This window comes from Chryseobacterium sp. 22543 (genome assembly GCF_052044565.1).
In the GTDB taxonomy this organism is placed as follows: domain Bacteria; phylum Bacteroidota; class Bacteroidia; order Flavobacteriales; family Weeksellaceae; genus Chryseobacterium.
The window spans coordinates 394,232-415,989 of the sequence record NZ_JBQENH010000001.1 but is presented as its reverse complement, the minus strand read 5'-3'; the positions used below and the strand labels follow the sequence as shown (position 1 = coordinate 415,989).

Genomic DNA, 21,758 nt, shown 5'->3' with positions numbered 1-21,758 from the left:
TTCGGCGCACCACAGGTGCGCCGAATCCTTTTTATGTTTCCCTAATTATATTTTCTGTACCGTTACATTGGTCACATTTCCATTTCCTGTAGGCCCCATCTCTGTTGATAAAATAGTGCATGCCTGATTGGGAGCTGCTGTAAAACGAATCTGATAACCAGCTGTAGGCACTACAATTACAGTTGTATAATTCATTAGTTCACCAATTCTTGTGGAAGCAGTCAGGGTGGGAGTTGCGGCTCCTGCATAATGGCTTCCTCTTCCCAGGTAGTTACTGTCCGGAACAGGTCTGATACCCAAAAGTAATTGCGCTCCTGCAGAAATATTTGTGAAACTTGCCTGCAAAGTCACCAGATAATTACCGGCCTGACTAAAAGTCAGAACCCCCGAAGAGGTGTTGTAAGAATAAAATGGGGAAGTAGCAACCGGGCTGGCAAACATTAGTGTCACGATTGAAGCTGCGCTGCCAATATTTTGATCTGCAGCCAAACGTGCATGAAATAATGAATAGGCTGTAAAGTCAATAGTTTTCAAGACACCAGTGGCATCAGCAACAACGACTCTGTCTGTTCCTCCAACTCCAATATTGGAATTAATATTTCGGACACGTACATTTCCTGAACTTACATCCAGTTTTTCTGTTGGAGTAATTGTACCTATACCAACTTGCGCTGTATTGGTCACTGCAAAATCATTAGATTGTTGTACTGCTGTAGGAACTCCTGATGTCGAATTGTCTTTAGCTCCGTCAATATGAAAGGTTGTTTGAGGATTCGAGGTGTTTATTCCTACCTGTGCGAAGTAAAGTGTAGAAAAGGCGAAGACCTTAACTACGGTCAGTAATTTTTTTGTCATCTTATAGTGTTTTAAAAATAATTACTAACGTGAATTTCAAATAATATACCAGAAAAACGAAAATAAATGGTTTTCGATAAATATCTATAGCTTATAGTTCAAAAATGACAATTGATTTGGTGTTTTTTGAATTAGATTATTTTTAGGCTTACAATAATAACTGCTAGAACTATACAAAATAAAGCGATTAAAAATAAATAATCCGCAATACTCTCAAAGGTGTATTCCCGTTTTTCAGTTTTCGTTCTGATAGCCAGAAATGAGAAGAAGCAGCTGCATGCAAAAAAAATACTGGCAAGACCTGCAAATTCGTCCAAATATGTATTCTGACTGATTTTAGCGATTTTTAGAGACGTCATGATAATCAATGAAAATCCTAAAAGATTGCTTGACGCATTCAAAATGTGAGGTGATTTTTTTTCCATCTTTTACAATTTTTTTCAAAATAAAGCACAATTTTTTTTATTATCAAATTTTTAAAAAAGATTATTAAAAATTAAAATTAATTTAAAAATTGTATATTAGCAAAATACTTGAAGACTAAAAAACTTTTTTACTTAGCTATGCAAACAACCTATATTGAAACACAGCAAATATCCTTTCAAGATTTTAAAAATCAGATACTTGAAGATTACAGGTTAGGAAGGATCTCTCGTGAAATGTCTTATCTCGGAAGGAGAGAAGTACTCACTGGAAAAGCTAAATTCGGAATTTTTGGGGATGGAAAAGAACTTCCTCAGCTTGCAATGGCGAAAGTTTTCAGAAATGGAGACTTCCGTTCAGGATATTACAGGGATCAGACTTTTGCATTGGCAATAGATGCCTTAACGGTAGAAAGTTTCTTTGCACAGATGTATGCAGATACAAGCGTGGAAAGAGAGCCTGCTTCAGCTGGAAGACAAATGAACGGGCATTTTGCAACAAGAAGTTTAAATGAAGACGGAAGCTGGAAAGATTTGACGGCTCAGAAAAATATCTCTTCGGATATTTCTCCTACAGCAGGACAAATGCCAAGATTATTGGGATTGGCTCAGGCTTCTACAATTTATAAAAGTGTAAAATTTGAAGGTTCAGAAAAATTCTCAAGAGAAGGGAACGAAATAGCTTTTGGAACAATTGGAGATGCTTCTACAGCAGAAGGTCATTTCTGGGAAACTCTGAATGCGGCATGTGCACTTCAGGTTCCTATGATTGTTTCTATCTGGGATGATGGATACGGAATTTCAGTTCCTACTAAAAATCAAAGAGCAAAAGCTGACATCAGTGAGATGCTAAGCGGTTTCCAGAGAAAAGAAGGAGATAATCAGGGATGTGAAATCATTCAGGTGAAAGCTTGGGATTATCCTGCATTATTGGATGCATATGCTAAGGCAGAACATTTTGCAAGAACAGAAAGTGTACCGGTAGTGGTTCATGTAATTGATGTTACTCAGCCTCAGGGGCACTCTACATCCGGATCTCACGAAAGATATAAAAATGAAGAACGTCTGGCTTGGGAAGCTGAGTTTGACGGATTGGCAAAATTTAAAGAATGGATTCTGAACTATTCTATTGAAATTGATGGAAATGAAGAGGTGATTGCTACTACTGAGGAGCTTGAAGCCATTGATGAAGAAGCAAAAAAGATAGCAAAAGCAGGACAGAAAACGGCTTGGGAAAACTATCAGAAAGCAGTATCAGAACTTATTCAGTCTATTTTACCTTTAGTAGAAAGCCTTAAAGGGCAGAATGCTGAAGTTGAAACATACATTTCTCAATTCAATAAGCTTGTTTCAAAAGCTAAAAAGGATATTTTCCATTTAGTAAGAAAAGCTTTACTGGCAACAAGAGGAACGAACTCTGCAGAAAGAAATCAATTGATGCAGAAATACAATGAAGTGGCTGCTGTTGAAAAAGACAACTATTCATCTCACTTATACTCTCAGTCGGAGTGGAAGTCTGAAAACATTCAGGAGATTAAGCCGGTATATTCCGACAGTTCTGAAGATGTTGATGGAAGAGTAGTGATCAGAAATAACTTTGACAAAATTTTTGAAAAATATCCTGAAACTTTAATTTTTGGTGAAGATACCGGAAACATTGGTGACGTAAACCAGGGATTGGAAGGAATGCAGGAAAAATACGGTGCTTTACGTATCGCTGATACAGGAATCCGTGAAGCAACCATTCTTGGACAGGGAATTGGTATGGCAATGAGAGGTTTGAGACCAATCGCTGAAATCCAGTACCTGGACTATGTTCTTTACTGTTTACAGGGAATGAGTGATGATCTGGCAACCGTACACTATAGAACGAAAGGAGGGCAGAAAGCTCCATTGATCATCAGAACAAGAGGTCACAGATTAGAAGGAATCTGGCATTCAGGTTCTCCAATGGCAGGTATTCTTAACCTTTCAAAAGGAATTCTGGTATTGGTACCTAGAAACCTTACTAAAGCTGCCGGATTCTACAACACTATGCTTCAGGCTGACGAACCTGCGATCATCGTAGAATGTCTGAACGGATACAGATTGAAAGAGAAACAACCTGATAACTTAGGAGAATTCACCGTTCCTGTAGGTAAAATTGAAGTAACAAAAGAAGGAAAAGACGTTACTTTGGTCACTTACGGTTCTACGTGGAGAATTGTAACAGAAGCAGCTAACGAATTGGAAAAATTAGGGATTTCGGCAGAAGTAATTGATATTCAGTCATTGATTCCTTTCGATTTATCTCACGAAATAGCTGAAAGTGTTAAGAAAACCAACAGATTAGTAGTGATTGACGAAGATGTGGAAGGAGGAACTACAGGATTCATCTTACAGCAGATTCTTGAAAAGCAAAAAGCATTCAGATATCTGGATTCAGATCCGTTGACGATCTCTGCAAATGATCACAGACCTGCCTATGCAAGTGATGGTGACTACTTCAGTAAGCCGTCTACAGACGATATGGTAGAAAAAATCTACGCAATGTTTAATGAAACAAATCCTCAGAAATATCCTGCGATATTCTAATTGGGATTTTAGATAAATTTAAAAACCGCTTCCTTTTTGGGAGCGGTTTTTTGTTTTATATTTGTTTGAATAGTTTAATGATAAATGATGAAAATTAGACTTTTATATTTGATATTAATAATGGTAAAAATAAAAGCCATCTTACATTGACAGCCTTTTAATTTTCTTAATCCTTCTCAGCCAAAGCAATCCTCAGCTTATTCAAAGTATTCATCAACGTTATACTTGCTGTAAGTTCTACAATTTCCCGTTCTGTAAATTGCTCTATCAGTTTTGCTTTGGTCGTTTGCCAATCATCTTTGATGTAAGTGAGAGCTTCAGCCCATTCTAAAACAAGCTTTTGCTGATCATTGAAGGCATTGGTATGTTTCCAACCTGGAAGTCTGTTAATGGCATCCTGTTCAAAGCCAAAATCGGACAATTCTTTAGCATGATAACTACAGCAATAAGCACATCCATTGATTTGAGAGACACGCAGTTCTACCAGAGCGATCAGTTTTTCATCAATACCGGACTTTCGGATGCTATTGTGGGCTTTGTATAGATTTCCAATGGTTTCTTTTGCAATTTCTTTGTAATTCATAATGAAATATTTTCTGCAAATTTGCATCAGAAATGGCTTTGAACCTATATGCTTACCTTTTCGTTATATACTTACCTTTTTGAAAGTACAATTTAATACAAAAGGCTATCAAAGATTGACAGCCTTTTTATTTTTTACTTCTTCATTCAAAAAAGCACAGTCTTTATTTTCATGCTGTCCTTTCACCTGATATTTTGCTTCCCATTCCTCCAGTAAATATAAGATCGGTAACAATGCCAGTCCTTTTTCTGTAAGAGAATATTCTACTCTTGGAGGGAGTTCCTTAAACTCTTCACGGATCACCAGTCCATCGGCTTCCATTTCCCTCAGTTGATCCGTTAATACCTTTCTGGAAATGACATTAATGCGTACTGCCAGTTCTCCAAAACGTAACTTCCTGTCTTTAATAACAAGAACTATAATAGGTTTCCATTTGCTTCCTAAAGCGGCCATTGCCTTACCCAGAGGACAGCTGTATTGCATTAATTCATTCTTTTTCATAGAAAAATTATTATTTAAATAGCATATGGAACCAAAATTTCATACGTTACTTTGATGTTACTAATGTAAGTTACTGCGAAGTTACCACTATTTTTTTAATAAAAGATACAAAAACGAACTATTATTAGTTACTTTGTGTAACAATTATAAAATATAAATTTAAATATGAGCACATCATCATTATTTAAACCGTTTCAATACAAAAATTTACAGCTTAAAAATAGAATCGTAATGGCTCCTATGACCAGAGCACAGTCTGACAATGGAGTTCCAACTCAGAATATTGCAGACTATTATGGGAGAAGGGCCGCTTCAGAAGTAGGATTGATTCTTTCCGAAGGAACTGTGATCAACAGACCGGGATCAAAAAACATGCAGCATATTCCTGATTTCTATGGTACAGAAGCTTTAAACGGCTGGAAAAACGTAATAGATACCGTACATCAGAATGGAGGTAAAATGGGCCCTCAGATTTGGCATGTAGGAGATACAAGAATGTCCGAGGATTATCCTTTAGTTTCAATGGAAAAGGCTTCAACAATGACCATTGAAGATATTCAGGATACCATTGCACAGTTTGCAGCATCTGCAAAATCAGCAAAAGACCTTGGTTTCGACTGTATTGAAATTCATGGAGCTCACGGTTATCTGATCGACCAATTTTTCTGGGAGGTGACTAATACAAGAACAGATGAATATGGCGGTAAAACATTAAAGGAAAGAAGTAGATTTGCTGTGGAAGTTGTAAAGGCTATCAGAGCAGCAGTAGGAGATGATTTTATCATTATCATCCGTCTTTCACAATGGAAACAGCAGGATTATAAAACCAGACTGGCATTCACTCCAAATGAAATGGAAGAGTGGTTGTTACCTTTAAAAGAAGCTGGTGTAGATATTTTCCACTGTTCGCAGCGTCGTTTCTGGGAATCTGAATTTGAAGGTTCTGATTTAAACTTTGCGGGATGGGCTAAAAAAATTACAGGACAGCCAACTATTACAGTAGGTTCTGTAGGTTTGAACGGAGATTTTCTTAACGCTTTTGCAGGACAGGGAACAGAAAAGACAGATCTTACGGAGCTGATCAGAAGACTTGATAATGAAGAATTCGATCTTGTTGCGGTAGGAAGAGCCATTTTGCAGGATCATCAATGGGTACAGAAGATCAAAGATGGAAACACTGAAGCTCTTTTGGATTTTTCAGCAGAAAGTATGGGCGTTTTATTTTAATATCAATAACGAATAGTGAATTTACTTCGCTGTCAATTTTTTACAGCATAATTTATTGACCTGCAAAGTTAATTTGACCATTCAACCTGATATTAAATCAGCATAATTCACTTTATTTTATATTTAATTTTCACCTATTTATTAAAGAACCCGATTTCAGAATTTCTGAAATCGGGTTCTTATTTGTTTTATAAACAACTTCTAAAGGCTTTGAAGGTCATTTTATAAGAATCTGCATCCTGTTGCAGCTGGTTCGCATGACCAGTAGGCAGGAACTCCATTTTCAGCTTTGTGGCGGCAGGCAACAGTATCTCCTTCACACTGTGGTGCATTTCCTCCGATGATGTTTTTTAATGTCGATTTTGTTAATTTCTTTAGATTTTTCATGTTAATTAATTTGTTGATTCATACAAATATAATATTTTTTGTAAATCAAACAGTATTTTACACTAAAATGGGAAATATATTTTTTCAAAGATTATTTTTTAAAACAAACCCGCTTCCGGAATTTCCGAAAGCGGGTTTTAACAGATTTAAATATCTAAAACTGCCTTTAAACCGGCAGAAATGATTTCTTTATCTTATAAACCAATATTCTTAGTTGGTTTCAATTGTTTTAAGATGCTTTTCGGGATTGCATTTTTGTGAACAAGGATCGCTGTTGATTTGTATTCAACATAAGGTCTTGTTACATAAAGATATCCGGCGAAATCATTGGTTACTCCCCATGAATTTTTCACCATATAATATTCTTTACCCGTTTGATCTTTTGCCAAACCTACGATATGCATACCATGATCATCCGTTGTAGAAAGGTTATTAAGTGCTTTCTGACGCATATCTTCAGTGATTGTTTTATCTTTTTTAGGCTCTGTAAATAAAGTTTGCTTATTCTCTGCAGTGATCTGATCAAGCTCCATATCCGGAACATAAGCTACACCATTTTTGTAAGAGAAATAAGGCTCAGAAACGTCAGTTGCCCAGCCTACAGAATATCCTTTCGTTACTGCATTGTCGATGATCGCTGTAAGATCTTTCATTGGAACATTCCAATCAGAATCGTGGCTCCAGTTATCAGGAATCGGAACTACAAATTTCTCATAATATGCATAATCTTTATAAGAAGATAATTCTACATAATCTTCAGCATTGATTCCCACTACTTCCTTTGCAAATGTTTTCGGAGTGTAATTCTTCCCTTCATATGTGAAGTTAGCAGGTACTTTTCCTAAATATTCATCAAGAATAGCATCTACAGAATCCATCCAGTTATCTGTAAGTTTTCCTTTTGAAGAAGCTTGAACAAGACTGTCAAGAACAGGCTTCAGTTTCCCCTGCATTTCCTTGAAGTTATTCGTAGTTTGTCCGGCTTTTAATCCTGTGTACACATCCTGAGGAACTGCTCCATACTTTTTGTACATATTGATTACGTCGTGAAGTTCTCCTCCGTCACCCCAGCTGATTGCGCCATTATTCAAAACATATAATTTCGCTTTATCATGATAAGAGTTTCTCGCTGTAAAAATCTCAGCAAGATCTACAGGTTTTTTGCCCATTCTCTGCATTTCAGATTCAAGGAAAGAATTACCTGAATAGCTCCAGCAAGTTCCTGATGAACCCTGGTTCTTTACAGAAGTTGCACCAACGTCTTTTAACGTTGTGAACTGAAAATTAGCATTTTGTGATTGGTTGTTTTTTAACTTGTTGATTAAGTCATCTTGGGCAAACATCATACTTCCTGCAGACAAAACAAAAAGTAATGATGCAATTTTGGCATTTTTCATTACTATAAAAAGATTATTTATATTAAGAGTCGTTGATAATAAAGATTTGTTACAGATGGAAAAGTTAAATTTGAAATGAAAAAAAAATATTAAATGGCTTATTTTAAAATTTGTTTTTTCGATATTTTAATAAAAAAGTTGACCATGTTTCCAACCCCAGCAAAAGTTTCTGCATCTATAATAATATAACTCCTGACTATGGAACAAGAATTATTATTGGAATGCCAGCGTAACGACCGCAATGCACAGCGGAAGGTTTACGAGAAAATGGCGGGCAGGCTTTACGCAGTCTGCAGACGCTATTTGAAAAACGATGAAGATATAGAAGAAGTATTGGCAGATACGTTCTATAAAATCTTCACGAAAATTACCCAGCTTCAAAATGCTCAAACCTTTGAAGCATGGGCCAGAAAAATTGCGGTGAACGAATGCCTGCAGAAATTAAGATCTAGTAAGGGATTGTTGATTTCTCTTGAAGAAAATTTCATGGATCCTTCTGAAGGAACCACAGAGAACCTTTCCCTTGAAAAAGATATTCTGAGTTTACTGAATTTTCTTCCCGAAGGCTGCAGAGCGATCTTTAATCTTTTCGCTATTGAAGGATATCCTCATAAAGAAATAGCCGCAATGCTTTCCATCAGTGAAGGTACTTCAAAATCACAGCTCAATTTTGCAAGAAAAAAGCTGCAGGAACTTTTAGTGAATCAAAACATTTAAACTTTTACAATAATGGAAAATAATCATATAGATCAACAATTCAATGAAGCATCCAAGCTTTCAGAAGAGCCAACTGTTTTTCCTGGTTTTGAAAAAGTATGGGGGAAAATTGAAGAGAAATTAGATAAAAAAGAAGAAAAAAAGAGAACAATTCCTATTTGGCTGCCATATGGTATTGCCGCAAGTTTGATAATTGGTTTGGGAGCTTTTTACTTTATGAATAATAAAGAGACTGCAGAACCTGTAATCGCAGAGAATACAACTTTAAGAGGTCCGGTTACAAAGACAGATATTTCAAAAATAGATAGTACTATAAAGAATAATATTCAAAAAGAAAAAAAGATTATTAAACCTGCAGAAAATCTGGCTGTCAATCCGGAACCTATTAAATACTCTGTGAAAGTTCCGCCACTTCCGCCTTTGCCACTTCCAGTACCTTCAGATCATATCTATCAACCGGTAATCTCTGAGTACCGTATGGAAAGAGAACAAAATGTATATGCTGATAGAAATACAAATTATATTCCTACCGGCCAGCGAAAAGATACCAATCAGACTAAAAGTATTGAAGAGGTTGTAGTAATGGGATATTCAAAGGCAGTTAAAAGAAATTATGCAACAACATCCAGTACAATAACAAGTAGTTCTGTCAGTAATCTACCACAGTCCACCACTTATTCATCATTACAGGGAAGTGCTCAGGGCTTGCAGATAAGCACTTCATCGGGTAATAAAAATGTAGTTAACAGCATTAATCAAGGATTTCTTAGTAACAATAACCCGATCCTGATCAGAGGAGCAGCTTCTGTTTCACCAGAAAATAACCCTTTATACGTAGTTAACGGAATATTGACAAAAGCTGATGACTTCAGAAATTTAGATCCTAACAAAATTGACAGCATGCAGATTCTGAAGGGCAGTTCTGCTACAGCAATTTATGGAAGTAAGGGGGTAAATGGAGTAATTGTGGTAATAACCAAAGACCTTTCAAGAAGGGAAAGAAAAAAGTTGAAGAAACTTCAGGAAGAAATTAATAAACAACAACAGATTTCACCAGTTACTCAAAATAATGAGAGCTATGATGCCTTTGTTGAAAATCCTTTTGAGCTCACCCGCAGTCAGCCTTTATCTACGTTTTCTATTGATGTTGATAATGCCTCTTATTCGAACGTAAGAAGGATGATCAATAACGGACAGGGAGTTGATGGAAATGCAGTAAGAATAGAAGAAATGGTTAATTATTTTAAATATGACTATCCACAGCCTAAAAATGGAGAGCCTTTCTCAATAAATACCGAATACAATGATTCGCCATGGAATCCAAAGCATAAATTACTTAAAATAGGACTTCAGGGAAAAAATATCCCCATGGATCATCTGCCAGCATCAAACCTTGTTTTTCTTATTGATGTTTCAGGTTCAATGGATGCGGATAACAAATTGCCCCTGTTGAAGTCTTCCTTTAAAGTTCTGCTGAATCAGCTCAGACCCAAAGATAAAGTGGGAATTGTAGTATATGCAGGAAGTGCAGGAATGGTTCTGCCCCCTACGTCAGCAGGGGAAAAAGATAAGATTATAGAAGCTTTGGATCATCTTCAGGCAGGAGGAAGTACCGCAGGAGGAGCAGGAATTGAACTGGCCTATAAACTGGCACAGGAAAACTTTGTGAAGGACGGTAACAATCGTGTTATTATTGCAACAGACGGGGATTTCAACGTAGGAATGTCTTCAACTTCAGATCTTAAAACGTTGATTGAAGATAAAAGAAAATCAGGAGTCTTTTTAACATGTTTAGGTTTTGGAATGGGTAATTATAAAGACAATACTCTGGAAACTCTTGCAGATAAAGGAAATGGGAATTACGCCTATATTGATAATATGCAGGAGGCGAATAAGTTTCTGGGAAAAGAATTTGCAGGAAGTATGTACGCCATAGCCAAAGATGTAAAGATCCAGATTGAATTTAATCCTGAATACGTAAAATCATACCGCCTGATTGGTTATGAAAACAGAAAATTGAAAAATGAAGACTTTGTAAATGATAAAATAGATGCCGGAGAATTGGGAAGCGGACATACTGTTACGGCTTTGTATGAAGTGATTCCGACAGATGTAAAATCAGACTTTACTCCTAAAGACAGTGATCTGAAATATACTCATAATACCTCATCGAAAGAATTTGGAGATGAACTGGCTACAATAAAATTCCGTTATAAAAAGCCTGATGGAAATACCAGCCGTGAAATCAGCCAGATTGTTAAAAACGTTGATAACAGAATATCTTCTGCCAGTCCGGATTTTAAATTTGCTTCTTCAGTAGCATGGTTTGGATTGGTACTAAGAAATTCTGAACTGATTACCAAAAAAGATCTTTCAGAGATTGAAAATCTGGCCCAGCAAGGCAAAAATAAAGATGAAGAAGGCTATCGTTCAGAGTTTATAAGATTGATAGAAAGTTATAAAACAATTAAAAAATAATTTGTAAAAAAGAAATTTCCCCGGAAATTTCTTTTTTTATATTTTTAAGCATACTAATAACTGATGAAAAAGAATTATCTGCTGTTACTGCCATTTACCATTACTGTATTACAGGCACAAAATTCACAATTATACTATTCCGGAAAATTTTTAACACCTAAAGACAAAACACAGAATTTTTTAAAGATTCATAATAAAAACAGTGGTATTTATGAACTGACCGATGAGGAAGGATTTGCAATCATTGCTGCCAAACCTTATGACACACTCGTTTGGAATCAAGGCAAGAATACTCATGTTATTTCTACCTATGAGCTCAGGGAATTAAAAGTCATTCTGGAAAGTCAGACAGGCAATAAAAATGTAGAAAATATTTACAGTAAAACATATGACAGTTTGGTTTCAAAGGAAATTAAAGATGATTTCAGTATTGAAAAAACAAAGACCTGTTTAAGTAAAAGATCACACTCTTATTTTGATCAGATAAGAAGATTAAAGCAAAGGAATGATAGTGTTTATATTGTAAAAAGACTCAATCGGAAAACATTACTTTTTAACGGAAGTTTTACCACATCATTAGATATTAAAAACAGGAATGCTATTCCGGGAACTCAAAGCAAATATGTACAGGGAAGATCAGAAAACGGAAGTCTTGTCTGGAAAGGACCTGAAACCAATGAGATGTTCAGTTTCGGACCCGATATTTCTACATTAGGATTTAATGGATTACCTTATGAATATGATCAGAATGGAAAATTAATCCCCTGGGTTGATGGTCTTCAGCGCGCGCAGAAATATGACAACAATATTTTTAAAACAACAGTAGGATACAACAATCAGTTGAACGTAAATGCTTTTATAAAAGATGGGTACAATGAAAAAATCCGTTTGTCATTGAACCTTGGCCAGCAGAAAAACCAAATGTATTTTATCGATCAGTTTGATATCGCCAATTCCTTTAAAGCCAAGCTTAATACGGAACTAAGTGGATATTCCATTAATCTTGCTTTTAATTACGAAGAAGATAAAGCCACCAATACCAATAGGATAGGGCTGTTCAACAAAGCTTATCAGAATTCATTGTTAACACCCGTTTCTTTTTCAAATGAACAACATACTTTCCTAAACAATGGTTTTCAGAGAAGTTACAGCAAATATGCTGACAATCCCTCATTTCTTTTTGAGCAGGAAAGCAAATATAGTTATCAAAACCGCGAAAGATGGTTTAGCCTTAATATAATAAAAGACTGGGATCATCTTAAACTGAATATCAGCCAGTCCTATGAAAGTAACAACATCTGGAATTTTGATCAGTACAAACCTTCTGCTTATGGTTTTAGCAATGGAGTATTGAATGAAAGAACTCAAAACAGCAGTTCATACCATTCCAATATACTGGGTTCCTATACATTGGGAGATTATAATTTTAAAAATATTTTCAGCCTGAATTTTATTTTAAATGATAAAAAATCGGATGTTTATAACAGTTTTATCAATCAGAAATACCTCTATCAGAGAACTTCGCAGGATCATATTTTTAATTATAATATGGATATCCGGGATTATGATTTTGAAGCAGGTTTAAATCTTGGAAATTCATTCTACATCTCGAATACATCGCTTAAAAATAGCTATTGGCTTCCCAAAGCTAATTTCTATGTGAAATTCAATAACATTTTCGATTGGTATAATTACAGTTTTAAAGTACTGGGAAGTTACACACAGCTAAGCTCAGAGCCGGAAATTACAAGATCATACGCTTCTTATGCCACCACTTTATTGAATGCACAAAACTACAATCAATATTTCCCGGTACAGGAAGTGGAAAGCTTCAAAGGTTTATCCAATATCAATACCAGAGAATGGAAAGTGGGAACTAGGTTTAACTTTGGTTATAATGTAAGTTTGGAAGGAGAATATTTCAACAGAAAGAATATAAATGATATATTTCCTGTTTTTGAAAATAATCAACTGAAATTAAAGAACATAGCTGATCATACATACAGTGGATATGAATTCAGTTTTACCTATGACAGGCTTCGCCTTGGGTACGATATATTTACAACCCATAAAGTCTCATTTTTCAAATATAAAGATATTGTAGACCGTATCTCTCCCGGATATCAGAATCTGGCTGTTTCAGGATTTAAAGACATTTATAAAACCCTTACTGAAGGACAGGTTTTGGGTGCTGTCATGGGAAGCTATTTTGAAAGAAATGCTGACAGGCAATTGATTATTGATGAGTCTGGATTCCCCAAAAAAGCAGAAGGAATGAAAATTATCGCAGATCCTACACCAGATTTCGTGATGAAATTTACCCATAGTTTTGCCTATAAAAACTTTTCCTTAGATATCAATTGGGAATGGAAAAAAGGCGGACAGCTCTGGAATGGAACACAGGCAGTTCTTGACTATTATGGCCGTTCTTCTGAATCGGGAGAAGACAGAAATATCAAAAACTATGTTTTTCAGGGCGTGCAGGCCAATGGAACGGGAAACCAGATTCCTGTAGATTTCTATGATCCCAACCTGAATGTACAGGAAAACCGGTGGTCCAGATATGGTTACCTTGGCGTGGCAGAAAACTATATTCAAAAGGCAGATTATATAAGAATCAGCAATATTTCACTGTCTTCCAGTTTTCCAATCAACTATGGAAAACAGAATCTTAAACTTACTTTTTATGTGAATAATCTAATGCTTTGGCAGGCCAGTAAAGGAGCAGATCCCAATCAGAATTTTTATGATATGGATAACGGAAGAGGACTTGATTTTTTCAACCTTCCCTCTTTTAAAACATTTGGATGTATTGTTTCACTCAAATTTTAACCCATGAATTTCAAGTTTATATCACCCTATATCATCTTGCTGAGCTTATTCTTTTCAACCTTTTCTTTGAAAGCACAGCATTCATTTCAGGACTTTGAAAAGGAAAAAACGTACATTCAGACCAACCATGTTTTTTATAAACCTGGTGAGGGAATGTATTTTAAAATATACGTTGTAAAAGGAAAAAACAATCTTCCGGTGGAAGACAGTAGAATTGTTAATTTTGAAATTATTGATCCCGCAGGAAGCGTTTTGAAAAAAATGAAATATGAAATTACCAATGGATATGCCCAGGGGTATTTCTATTTTGATGAAGACATGAAAGGCGGAATTTATAAGATCAGAGCCTTTACCAACTGGATGCAGAATGAAGAAGGAAAAAATACCTTCGAGAAAGAAATTACCCTCCAGAAAATAGTTTCCCCAAGAATATTAATGAAGCTGGATTTTCCTAAAAAAGGATATGGCCCGGGAGATGAGGTAACAGCCGACTTTTCAATGAGAAGTCTGAGCAACCTTCCGATTCCCTTTTATGAAGCGGATTATACGGTAATGACCAACGGGGAAACTGTCTCAGAAGGGAAACTCATCACCAATAAAGAAGGTAAAAATCAATTGATTTTCAAGCTCCCTGAAGTTCTGAAATCATCTGATGCACTGTTGAATATTAAAGTGAATTTTGATGGATTTACAGAATCTATTTCCAGAAATATTCCGGTTGTTCTGAATAATCTTGATGTAAAGTTTTTACCTGAAGGAGGGACTTTTATCAATGGAATAGAACAAAATATAGCCTTTAAAATTCTTGATGAATTTGAAAAACCTGTAGATGCTGTCCTGGCTGTTTACAATCAGAATCATGAAAAGGTAAAAGAAATTTCAGCCTACAATTTCGGGATGGCAAGCTTTCGTTTTACTCCTAAAAAGGAAGAATCCTATTATGCAAAAGTTAGTAAGCCGGAAAATATAAACCAAACTTTCAATTTCCCGGCGGCAAAAGATGAAGGTTTGGTTTTAAATATTCAGAATGAAAACAGAAAAATAATTTTCACCATCATTTCAACTCAGGAAAAACAGATTACCCTGAAGGGAAATTTCCGCGGAAAAGAATTGTATACTAAAGATATTCTTTTAAAAAAAGGCAGCAATTCATTTGAAATTGATGAAAAAGACTTCCCGATAGGAATCTGCCGATTTACCGTTCTTGAGAATAATATCCCTCTTGCAGAACGTATTGTTTTTACCAATAAAGAGAATCGATTAAATATAAAAATTAAGCCTGTAAAACAACATTACCTGCCACGGGAAAAAGTAATGCTGGATATCGAAACTACTGATGAAAATAACAGACCTATTCCTGCCAACCTTGGATTGAGCGTAGTGGATGATAAATTATGGACATACGCTGATGACAAGCAGAATCATATCATTTCCTGGCTTCTGATGGACTCTGAGTTGAAAGGGAAAATTGAAAAGCCACAGTTTTATTTCGATAAAAAAGAAGAAAAAGCGGATAAAAGCTTAGATCTTGTGATGCTCACAAACGGTTACAGATATTTCGACCTCATCCCGGAAGTTTTAAAAACCAATAAATACAAATACCTTCCTGAAAAGAAAAACACAATTTATGGAGTGGTGGAAGACGAAAACAAAAAACCGGTGAAAGCAGATGTTTTCCTTTTGAATACGGATAATAAAAAAATTCTTAAACAAGCCGCTGCAGAAAATGGACGTTTTTATTTTTCAGACCTGAACGCAGACAATACATATAAAATGATAGCCAGATCTTCTCAGCCTAAACATCAGTTGAAAATCAGAATATTGTCTTATAATCTGGATATTAACCCTTTAGTGGAACAGAAGCTTTCTAATATTGATGTAGAAGAAATCGTAAAAGAAGCTGAAAGAAAAGAAGTAATAAAGACAGAAAACAAAAATAATACCCAAACATTGAGCAAACCCGGTCGGTCAAAAACTGATACTATTCAGAATAAAAGGATTGAAGAAGTTGTGGTTTTAGGATACAGTTTGAGAAGAGATAAAGCCGCGGTTACTTCTACAACAATAATGTCTTCGATGGAAATTCAGAATCCTAATGTAACGTCATTACTAAGCGGAAAAGTCGCCGGGTTAATAATTACACCAGCGGGACAGTCCGGAGCCAGTTCACAGATAAGAATACGGGGAGAAGCATCCATTACCAATAAGAACCCATTGTTCATTGTAGATGGTACTCCTGTTGAAAACTTCAATACTACCATAAATCCGAATGATATCAATAGTATCACCGTCCTCAAAGATGCTGCCGCTACAGCTATTTACGGAAGCAGGGCAGTGAATGGAGTCGTGATTGTAAATTCATACAAAAACAGCAGTTCAAAGATCAGTTTTGATATTACCCCGAAATCTTATATTGCTGTTGAAACCCTACCACAAGGAAGACTTATATCATACGCAGGATCAAGAGAATTTGCTTATCCGGAATATAAAACCACCAATACATCCTACCGTTTCGATTACAGAGAAGCGCTTTATTGGAATCCGGTGGTAGAAACCGATAAAAATGGGAAAGCAAAAGTGGAATTTTATAATTCGGATGCCAACTCCACTTTTAGAATTATGACAGAAGGTATTGCAGCATCAGGACTTGTAGGAAATGATGAAACTACGTATGCTGCACAGAGCCTTATCTCAATAGATGCTAAAATTCCACAATATCTGACAAGAACAGATCAGATGACGATTCCTGTTGTGATTAAAAATAATTCTTCGGAACTAAGGAAAATAACTATGGATGTTATTGTTCCCAATCATGTAAAACTAATCGGCTCTGACAGTTTAATTACCCTGAAACCATTGGAATCAGGAAGATTATTTGTCAAAATACAGACCGATGAAATCGTGGATTCCAATATTCAGTTTACCCTAAGATCCGGAGACTTCAGGGAAACGATGATTCTTCCGTTTAAAGTAGAAGAGAAAGGATTCCCACATAAGTTTTCTATCATCAATAACAAAACGGAAGATATCAGAATCAATATTCCGGAGTATATCAACGGAAGTCTGTATTCCTCATATTATGTATTTGAAAACGCTGCTTTACAGATGTTTGCAGATATTGAACAACTGAAGAGAGAGCCTCATGGCTGCTTTGAACAGCTTTCCTCAACAGTCTACCCAAACATTTTTATTCTGGATTATTTAAAATCAGAGAAAAAAATAGATACTGCAACGGAGAATATGGTGATTAAAAACCTGAAAAAAGGGTTTCAGAAAATGTTGAGTTATAAAAACAGAGACGGAGGTTTCGGATATTTCAGCAGCGGAGAATCAGATGTGGCACTTTCTGCATTTGCGTTACTGGAATTTACGGATTTAAAAAAATATGTAAACCCGGATTCCAAGCTTATTCAGGGACTTTCCTCATTTATTTTATCCCAAAAGAATGCAAATGGATTATTTGAAGTAAGAAAACCCTATGAATTAAGAAAAGATTTCTCCGAATATTCCTGGTCAAGAAATATGTATGTGGTATATGCTTTATCCAAACTGGGTTTTAAAAATGAAATAGAAGACACCTTTGCTATAATGATGAAAAGAGCTTTAGTCACAAAAGATTCTTATCAGCTTGCTTTGCTTGCCAATGCTGCCGCTCATCTGGGAAAACAACAGGAGTATGATCATCTGATAAAGCTTCTGGACCAACAATATGAAACGAAAAATATAAAATCTAAAATCACTTTTACAGGTTCATGGGGATTGTCTGCAGATGCGGAAACCCTTTCATTATATATCATGGCACTTCAGAAAGATGAAAAACTGAATCAGTTGAAGATTGCAGAAGCTGCTGATCAGCTTATTAATTTCAATGGATATTTCGGGTTCGGTTCTACCCAGGCAACAACGCTGGCCATACAGGCTTTGTCCGAGTTTTTCTCTAAAAATGGACAGTTATATGGAGCTGAAAGACCGGTTATCACCATCAATAAAGCAGTTACTTATCCTAATATCAGTCTTTCATCAGCATATAAGGCCGGAGAAAATAAGATCAGTATTCATTATCCAACCAAAAATGGACTGCCTTATCAATTAGAATATCAGTATTATACACTTCAGGCCCCGGAAAGCAAAGATATTCCCGTTATAATGGAAACAAAACTAAAATCTGCGGTATCCAAAGTAGGTGAGACCAACAGAATGACGGTTACCGTTAAAAATAAAATCAACGGCCAGCTGCCAATGACTATAGCGAAGATCGGTATTCCTGCAGGCCTGACCCTACAAAATGCCTTGCTGAAAGATCTGATTGATAAAAAACAGATTTCTTACTATGAAATCTTTGACAATTATCTGGTACTTTACTGGGAACATTTCAATGCAGAGGAAACAAAAACCATCAATCTGGATCTCAAAGTGGAATTTGCAGGAATTTATACTGGTAAATCAAGCAATGTGTATCTCTATTATATGCCGGAAGCAAAGCATTGGAATCAGGGGATAACGGCTGTTATTGAGCCTTAACCTTAATTTTTTATAAATTAATTTTCAAAAATTATTGAAAATTCAAAAAATATAATTACATTTGTTTCAGAAATCTAAAAGGAAAATAAAATGCAACTTTCAGAAGCAAAAGAAAAATACATTCAGACCTGGGGAACCTTTGCCACCAATTGGGGAATCAACCGTACGATGGCACAGGTACATGCATTGCTTTTGGCTAGCGGCAGACCCCTTTCTACTGATGAGGTAATGGAACAGCTGGAAATTTCAAGAGGAAATGCCAATATGAATCTTCGCGCCCTGATAGACTGGGGAATTGTGAAAAAAGAATTTGTGAAAGGAGACCGTAAAGAATATTTCGTGGCAGAAAAAGATGTGTGGTACCTTTTCAAACAGATTACCAAAGAACGCAGAAAAAGAGAAATTGAGCCTGTAATTTCTTTTCTTGAAGAATTAAAAAATATTGAAGATAAAGACTCAGAAGAAGCTCAGGAATTTATCAAACTGATGAATGATTTCAGTTCTGTAACCGGAAAAATAAATAATATTATGGATCTGGCGATAAAAAGCGATGATCACTGGCTGGTAGGAAAGATTACCAATCTGTTGAAATAGAAAAATTGAAAAAGGGTTAAAATCCTTTTTTATTTCAATTTGATTTTCAAAAATTACTGAAAATATAAAATTTATAAAATGTTTAATATTGTTTCTTATATAATTTTCTTAAGTATCAGTTCTTATGTCACAATTGATGTAGGAAGAAGATGTTACCATGAAGGAAAAGCCTATTTGAAATACTTACTTCATGATGAAGGTCTTTGCCTGACAATTAACAGGATACTTCTTGGCTGTTATTATCTCGTGAATCTTGGTTTTATCGCAATAAACCTTACAATATGGAACAAAATAAGCAGTCTCGAAGAAATGATAACCATTACTGCTACGAGAGTTGGAAGTATCATTTTAATCCTTTCTATGCTGCATTATATGAACATTTTTATCCTTTACTTCCTGAGAAATAAATTAACATTAAAATAATACTATTATGACAACTACAGTTTTAACCACAACGTATAATTTTTCTGCGTACATGATCTATTTACCTATTGTAATTACCCTTACAGTATTGGTATCCCAATTTTTGTTTAAAAATTCAAAAACATTCATGATTGATATTTTTCACCAGAAAAAAGACATTGCAATGGCAACAAATTCATTATTTAAAATTGGGTTTTACCTTTTAAATATAGGTTTTGCTCTATGCATCATTGAATTTTTTCAAATTGAAACCATAGAAAGGCTGGTCGTTGCGCTGAGCAAAAAAATAGGAGGATTTTCAATTTATTTAGGAATAATGATGCTTTTGAATCTATTGTTATTCCTGAAAGGACGTAAGCACGCATTGAACAAAGAAAAAGTAGTAAGTGAAAGAAATGCTGATCTTGAAAGAAATTAATTTTTTATTTGGAATTATATTTCAAAAATTACTGAAAATATAAAATTAACAATAAGTATGAAAAATTTAATCGTTCACTTATTTCTGATTATTTATTTCAGAAGAAAAGGATCACTTTAAACAGTCATTGCCATGAAAACATTTGCAAAATATGATTATTACATTCAGCTGTTTTTTATAATAATAGGGCCTCAGGCTTTTATATTTGGTGGTTTGTCGGGATTTGTTCTGTTTTATTTTATAGTAGGAATCCCTCAATTGATAAGCTTTCTGGTCAAACTATTTCTTAGAACAAAAAAATCAGCATTGTATATCGCGTATAGGATTGTAATACTACCGGTTTGGATTATTGTACTGATTTTGTTTACAGAAAAACATATCAATGATTTTTTTGGATATGTTTTAATGGCTGCTCTTTTATACAGTCCCGTGATGGCAGCAGCATATGTTTATGATTGCTATAATACTTATGAACCTTATAAATCACAATTATGAAAACGCTCAAAAACCACACATTAATCTACGACAATCAATGCCCGATGTGTAATCTCTATTCCAAAGGTTTCACAAAATGTGGAATGCTGGATGAAGATGGAAGAGAAGCATTTACAGAACTTTCTGTTAGAAATAAAAACCTAATCGATTTCAATCGTGCGAAAAATGAAATTGCTCTGGTAGATCACGACAAAAATGAAGTCGTTTACGGGCTGGACAGTCTGCTTCTCATCATTGGAAACTCTTTGCCATTGTTGGAAAAAATTGCTCGAATACAACCTCTGTATTGGTTTTTTCAAAAGCTGTATTCCTTCATTTCTTACAATAGAAAACAGATTATCCCTTCCCAAAATGACGGTACAGAACAATCATGTATCCCGGATTTTAACCTGAAATACAGAATGGCCTACATCAGTTTTGTTGTTATTTTTTCAGCATATATCCTAAGTGAATTTTCCGTAAAGCTGAATTTTGATTTAGAACGAAATTTCCTGAGAGAATTTACAGTTTGCCTTGGTCAGCTCGTTTGGCAGATCCTCTTTTTAAAAACTTATCTCAAAGATAAAATCTGGGATTATCTCGGAAATATGATGACTGTTTCTTTAATTGGAACCTTACTTTTAATTCCTGCGCTGATGATCGATTTCACCCCTGTTTTTTATCTGATATACTTTGGAATTGTAGTATTGATCATGCTTCTGGAACATATAAGAAGATGCAGAATACTAAAACTAAACTTTCTCCCTACCATTTCCTGGATAGTATTCAGAATCACTGCGTTGGTCGTTATCATTCTGACAACCATTGAATTTAAAATTTAACAAACTTAACACCTCTGAAAATGTCAACCATCTATTTAAACACCGTAATCAATGCAGATATTCACTATGTTTTTGATCTGGCAAGAAACATTGATCTGCACCAGCAGTCAACCTCAGTATCTCATGAAAAAGCAATTGCAGGACGTACTTCAGGATTGATTGAAGAAAACGAAACCGTAACCTGGCGGGCAAAACATCTGGGAATTTATCAGAACCTTACCAAAAAAATTGTCAGTATGGAGAAACCGGTTCAGTTCATTGATGTTATGCAGAAAGGAGCCTTCAAATCTATGCGACACAGACATACCTTTAAATCTGTAAACGGAAAAACATTAATGACCGATATTTTTGAATTTGAATCTCCACTGGGAATCATAGGGAAATTGTTTAATGCCATTTTTCTTACAGGATATCTCAAGGATTTTCTGCTCAAAAGAAATGAGATGATCAAAACCATTGCAGAATCTTCCACCCATGACGGAATAGCCATTTTTTAACCTAAAGAACACAGTA

Annotated in this window: 18 protein-coding genes; 12 read left to right on the top strand and 6 right to left on the bottom strand. The window is 35.3% G+C overall.

The annotated features are described in order from the left end of the window. Positions 1-45: 45 nt before the first annotated feature. Positions 46-855: a hypothetical protein gene (locus tag ACTJIP_RS01740; protein WP_077418599.1), complete on the bottom strand. Its 810-nt coding sequence runs from the start codon at positions 853-855 to the stop codon at positions 46-48. A 131-nt stretch (positions 856-986) separates the two neighbouring features. Then, a complete protein-coding gene (locus ACTJIP_RS01735; protein WP_047388112.1) occupies positions 987-1,280 on the bottom strand; it encodes a hypothetical protein in 294 nt (97 codons plus the stop codon). Between the two features lie 138 nt (positions 1,281-1,418). On the opposite strand from ACTJIP_RS01735, the gene ACTJIP_RS01730 reads away from it, so the two are divergent. Next, positions 1,419-3,851, top strand: coding sequence for an alpha-ketoacid dehydrogenase subunit alpha/beta (locus ACTJIP_RS01730; protein ID WP_219072984.1), 2,433 nt, complete (start codon positions 1,419-1,421; stop codon positions 3,849-3,851). A 166-nt stretch (positions 3,852-4,017) separates the two neighbouring features. On the opposite strand, the gene ACTJIP_RS01725 is transcribed toward ACTJIP_RS01730, so the two are convergent. Next, on the bottom strand, positions 4,018-4,434 hold the full coding sequence (locus tag ACTJIP_RS01725; protein WP_440704041.1) for a carboxymuconolactone decarboxylase family protein: 417 nt from the start codon (positions 4,432-4,434) through the stop codon (positions 4,018-4,020). A 108-nt stretch (positions 4,435-4,542) separates the two neighbouring features. Further along, positions 4,543-4,935, bottom strand: coding sequence for a winged helix-turn-helix transcriptional regulator (locus tag ACTJIP_RS01720; RefSeq protein ID WP_077418602.1), 393 nt, complete (start codon positions 4,933-4,935; stop codon positions 4,543-4,545). Positions 4,936-5,100: 165 nt separating this feature from the next. Here ACTJIP_RS01720 and ACTJIP_RS01715 point away from each other — a divergent pair, with 165 nt between their 5' ends. Then, entirely contained in the window at positions 5,101-6,162 is a 1,062-nt protein-coding gene (locus tag ACTJIP_RS01715; RefSeq protein ID WP_440704040.1) for an NADH:flavin oxidoreductase, read from the top strand. A 222-nt stretch (positions 6,163-6,384) separates the two neighbouring features. Here ACTJIP_RS01715 and ACTJIP_RS01710 read toward each other — a convergent pair whose 3' ends face one another. After that, on the bottom strand, positions 6,385-6,549 hold the full coding sequence (locus tag ACTJIP_RS01710; RefSeq protein ID WP_157885757.1) for a bacteriocin-like protein: 165 nt from the start codon (positions 6,547-6,549) through the stop codon (positions 6,385-6,387). Between the two features lie 194 nt (positions 6,550-6,743). Continuing rightward, entirely contained in the window at positions 6,744-7,946 is a 1,203-nt protein-coding gene (locus tag ACTJIP_RS01705) for an aminopeptidase C (RefSeq protein WP_077418604.1), read from the bottom strand. Between the two features lie 198 nt (positions 7,947-8,144). Here ACTJIP_RS01705 and ACTJIP_RS01700 point away from each other — a divergent pair, with 198 nt between their 5' ends. The 10 genes from ACTJIP_RS01700 (at position 8,145) to ACTJIP_RS01655 (ending at position 21,742) form a co-directional block, all read left to right on the top strand. Then, a complete protein-coding gene (locus ACTJIP_RS01700; RefSeq protein WP_077418605.1) occupies positions 8,145-8,663 on the top strand; it encodes an RNA polymerase sigma factor in 519 nt (172 codons plus the stop codon). A gap of 12 nt (positions 8,664-8,675) precedes the next feature. Then, positions 8,676-11,141, top strand: coding sequence for a vWA domain-containing protein (locus ACTJIP_RS01695; RefSeq protein ID WP_219072981.1), 2,466 nt, complete (start codon positions 8,676-8,678; stop codon positions 11,139-11,141). A gap of 63 nt (positions 11,142-11,204) precedes the next feature. Continuing rightward, positions 11,205-13,973 (top strand): hypothetical protein, encoded by a 2,769-nt coding sequence (locus tag ACTJIP_RS01690; protein WP_440704039.1) that lies wholly within the window; start codon positions 11,205-11,207, stop codon positions 13,971-13,973. Between the two features lie 3 nt (positions 13,974-13,976). Further along, positions 13,977-18,494 (top strand): TonB-dependent receptor plug domain-containing protein, encoded by a 4,518-nt coding sequence (locus ACTJIP_RS01685; RefSeq protein WP_440704038.1) that lies wholly within the window; start codon positions 13,977-13,979, stop codon positions 18,492-18,494. A gap of 90 nt (positions 18,495-18,584) precedes the next feature. Then, complete coding sequence (locus ACTJIP_RS01680) at positions 18,585-19,088, top strand: GbsR/MarR family transcriptional regulator (protein WP_047388136.1); 504 nt, start codon at positions 18,585-18,587, stop codon at positions 19,086-19,088. Positions 19,089-19,166: 78 nt separating this feature from the next. Beyond that, positions 19,167-19,511, top strand: a complete 345-nt coding sequence (locus tag ACTJIP_RS01675; RefSeq protein WP_077418609.1) for a hypothetical protein — start codon at positions 19,167-19,169, stop codon at positions 19,509-19,511. Positions 19,512-19,518: 7 nt separating this feature from the next. Further along, complete coding sequence (locus ACTJIP_RS01670) at positions 19,519-19,929, top strand: hypothetical protein (RefSeq protein ID WP_077418610.1); 411 nt, start codon at positions 19,519-19,521, stop codon at positions 19,927-19,929. A 132-nt stretch (positions 19,930-20,061) separates the two neighbouring features. Next, positions 20,062-20,424 (top strand): hypothetical protein, encoded by a 363-nt coding sequence (locus tag ACTJIP_RS01665; protein ID WP_077418611.1) that lies wholly within the window; start codon positions 20,062-20,064, stop codon positions 20,422-20,424. Beyond that, positions 20,421-21,245, top strand: a complete 825-nt coding sequence (locus ACTJIP_RS01660) for a DCC1-like thiol-disulfide oxidoreductase family protein (RefSeq protein WP_180564141.1) — start codon at positions 20,421-20,423, stop codon at positions 21,243-21,245. The genes ACTJIP_RS01665 and ACTJIP_RS01660 overlap by 4 nt, the downstream gene beginning before the upstream one ends. Before the next feature lie 20 nt (positions 21,246-21,265). Continuing rightward, the gene (locus ACTJIP_RS01655; RefSeq protein ID WP_440704037.1) at positions 21,266-21,742 is read left to right on the top strand and encodes an SRPBCC family protein; all 477 of its coding nucleotides are present in this window, start codon (positions 21,266-21,268) and stop codon (positions 21,740-21,742) included. The last annotated feature ends 16 nt before the right edge of the window (positions 21,743-21,758 follow it).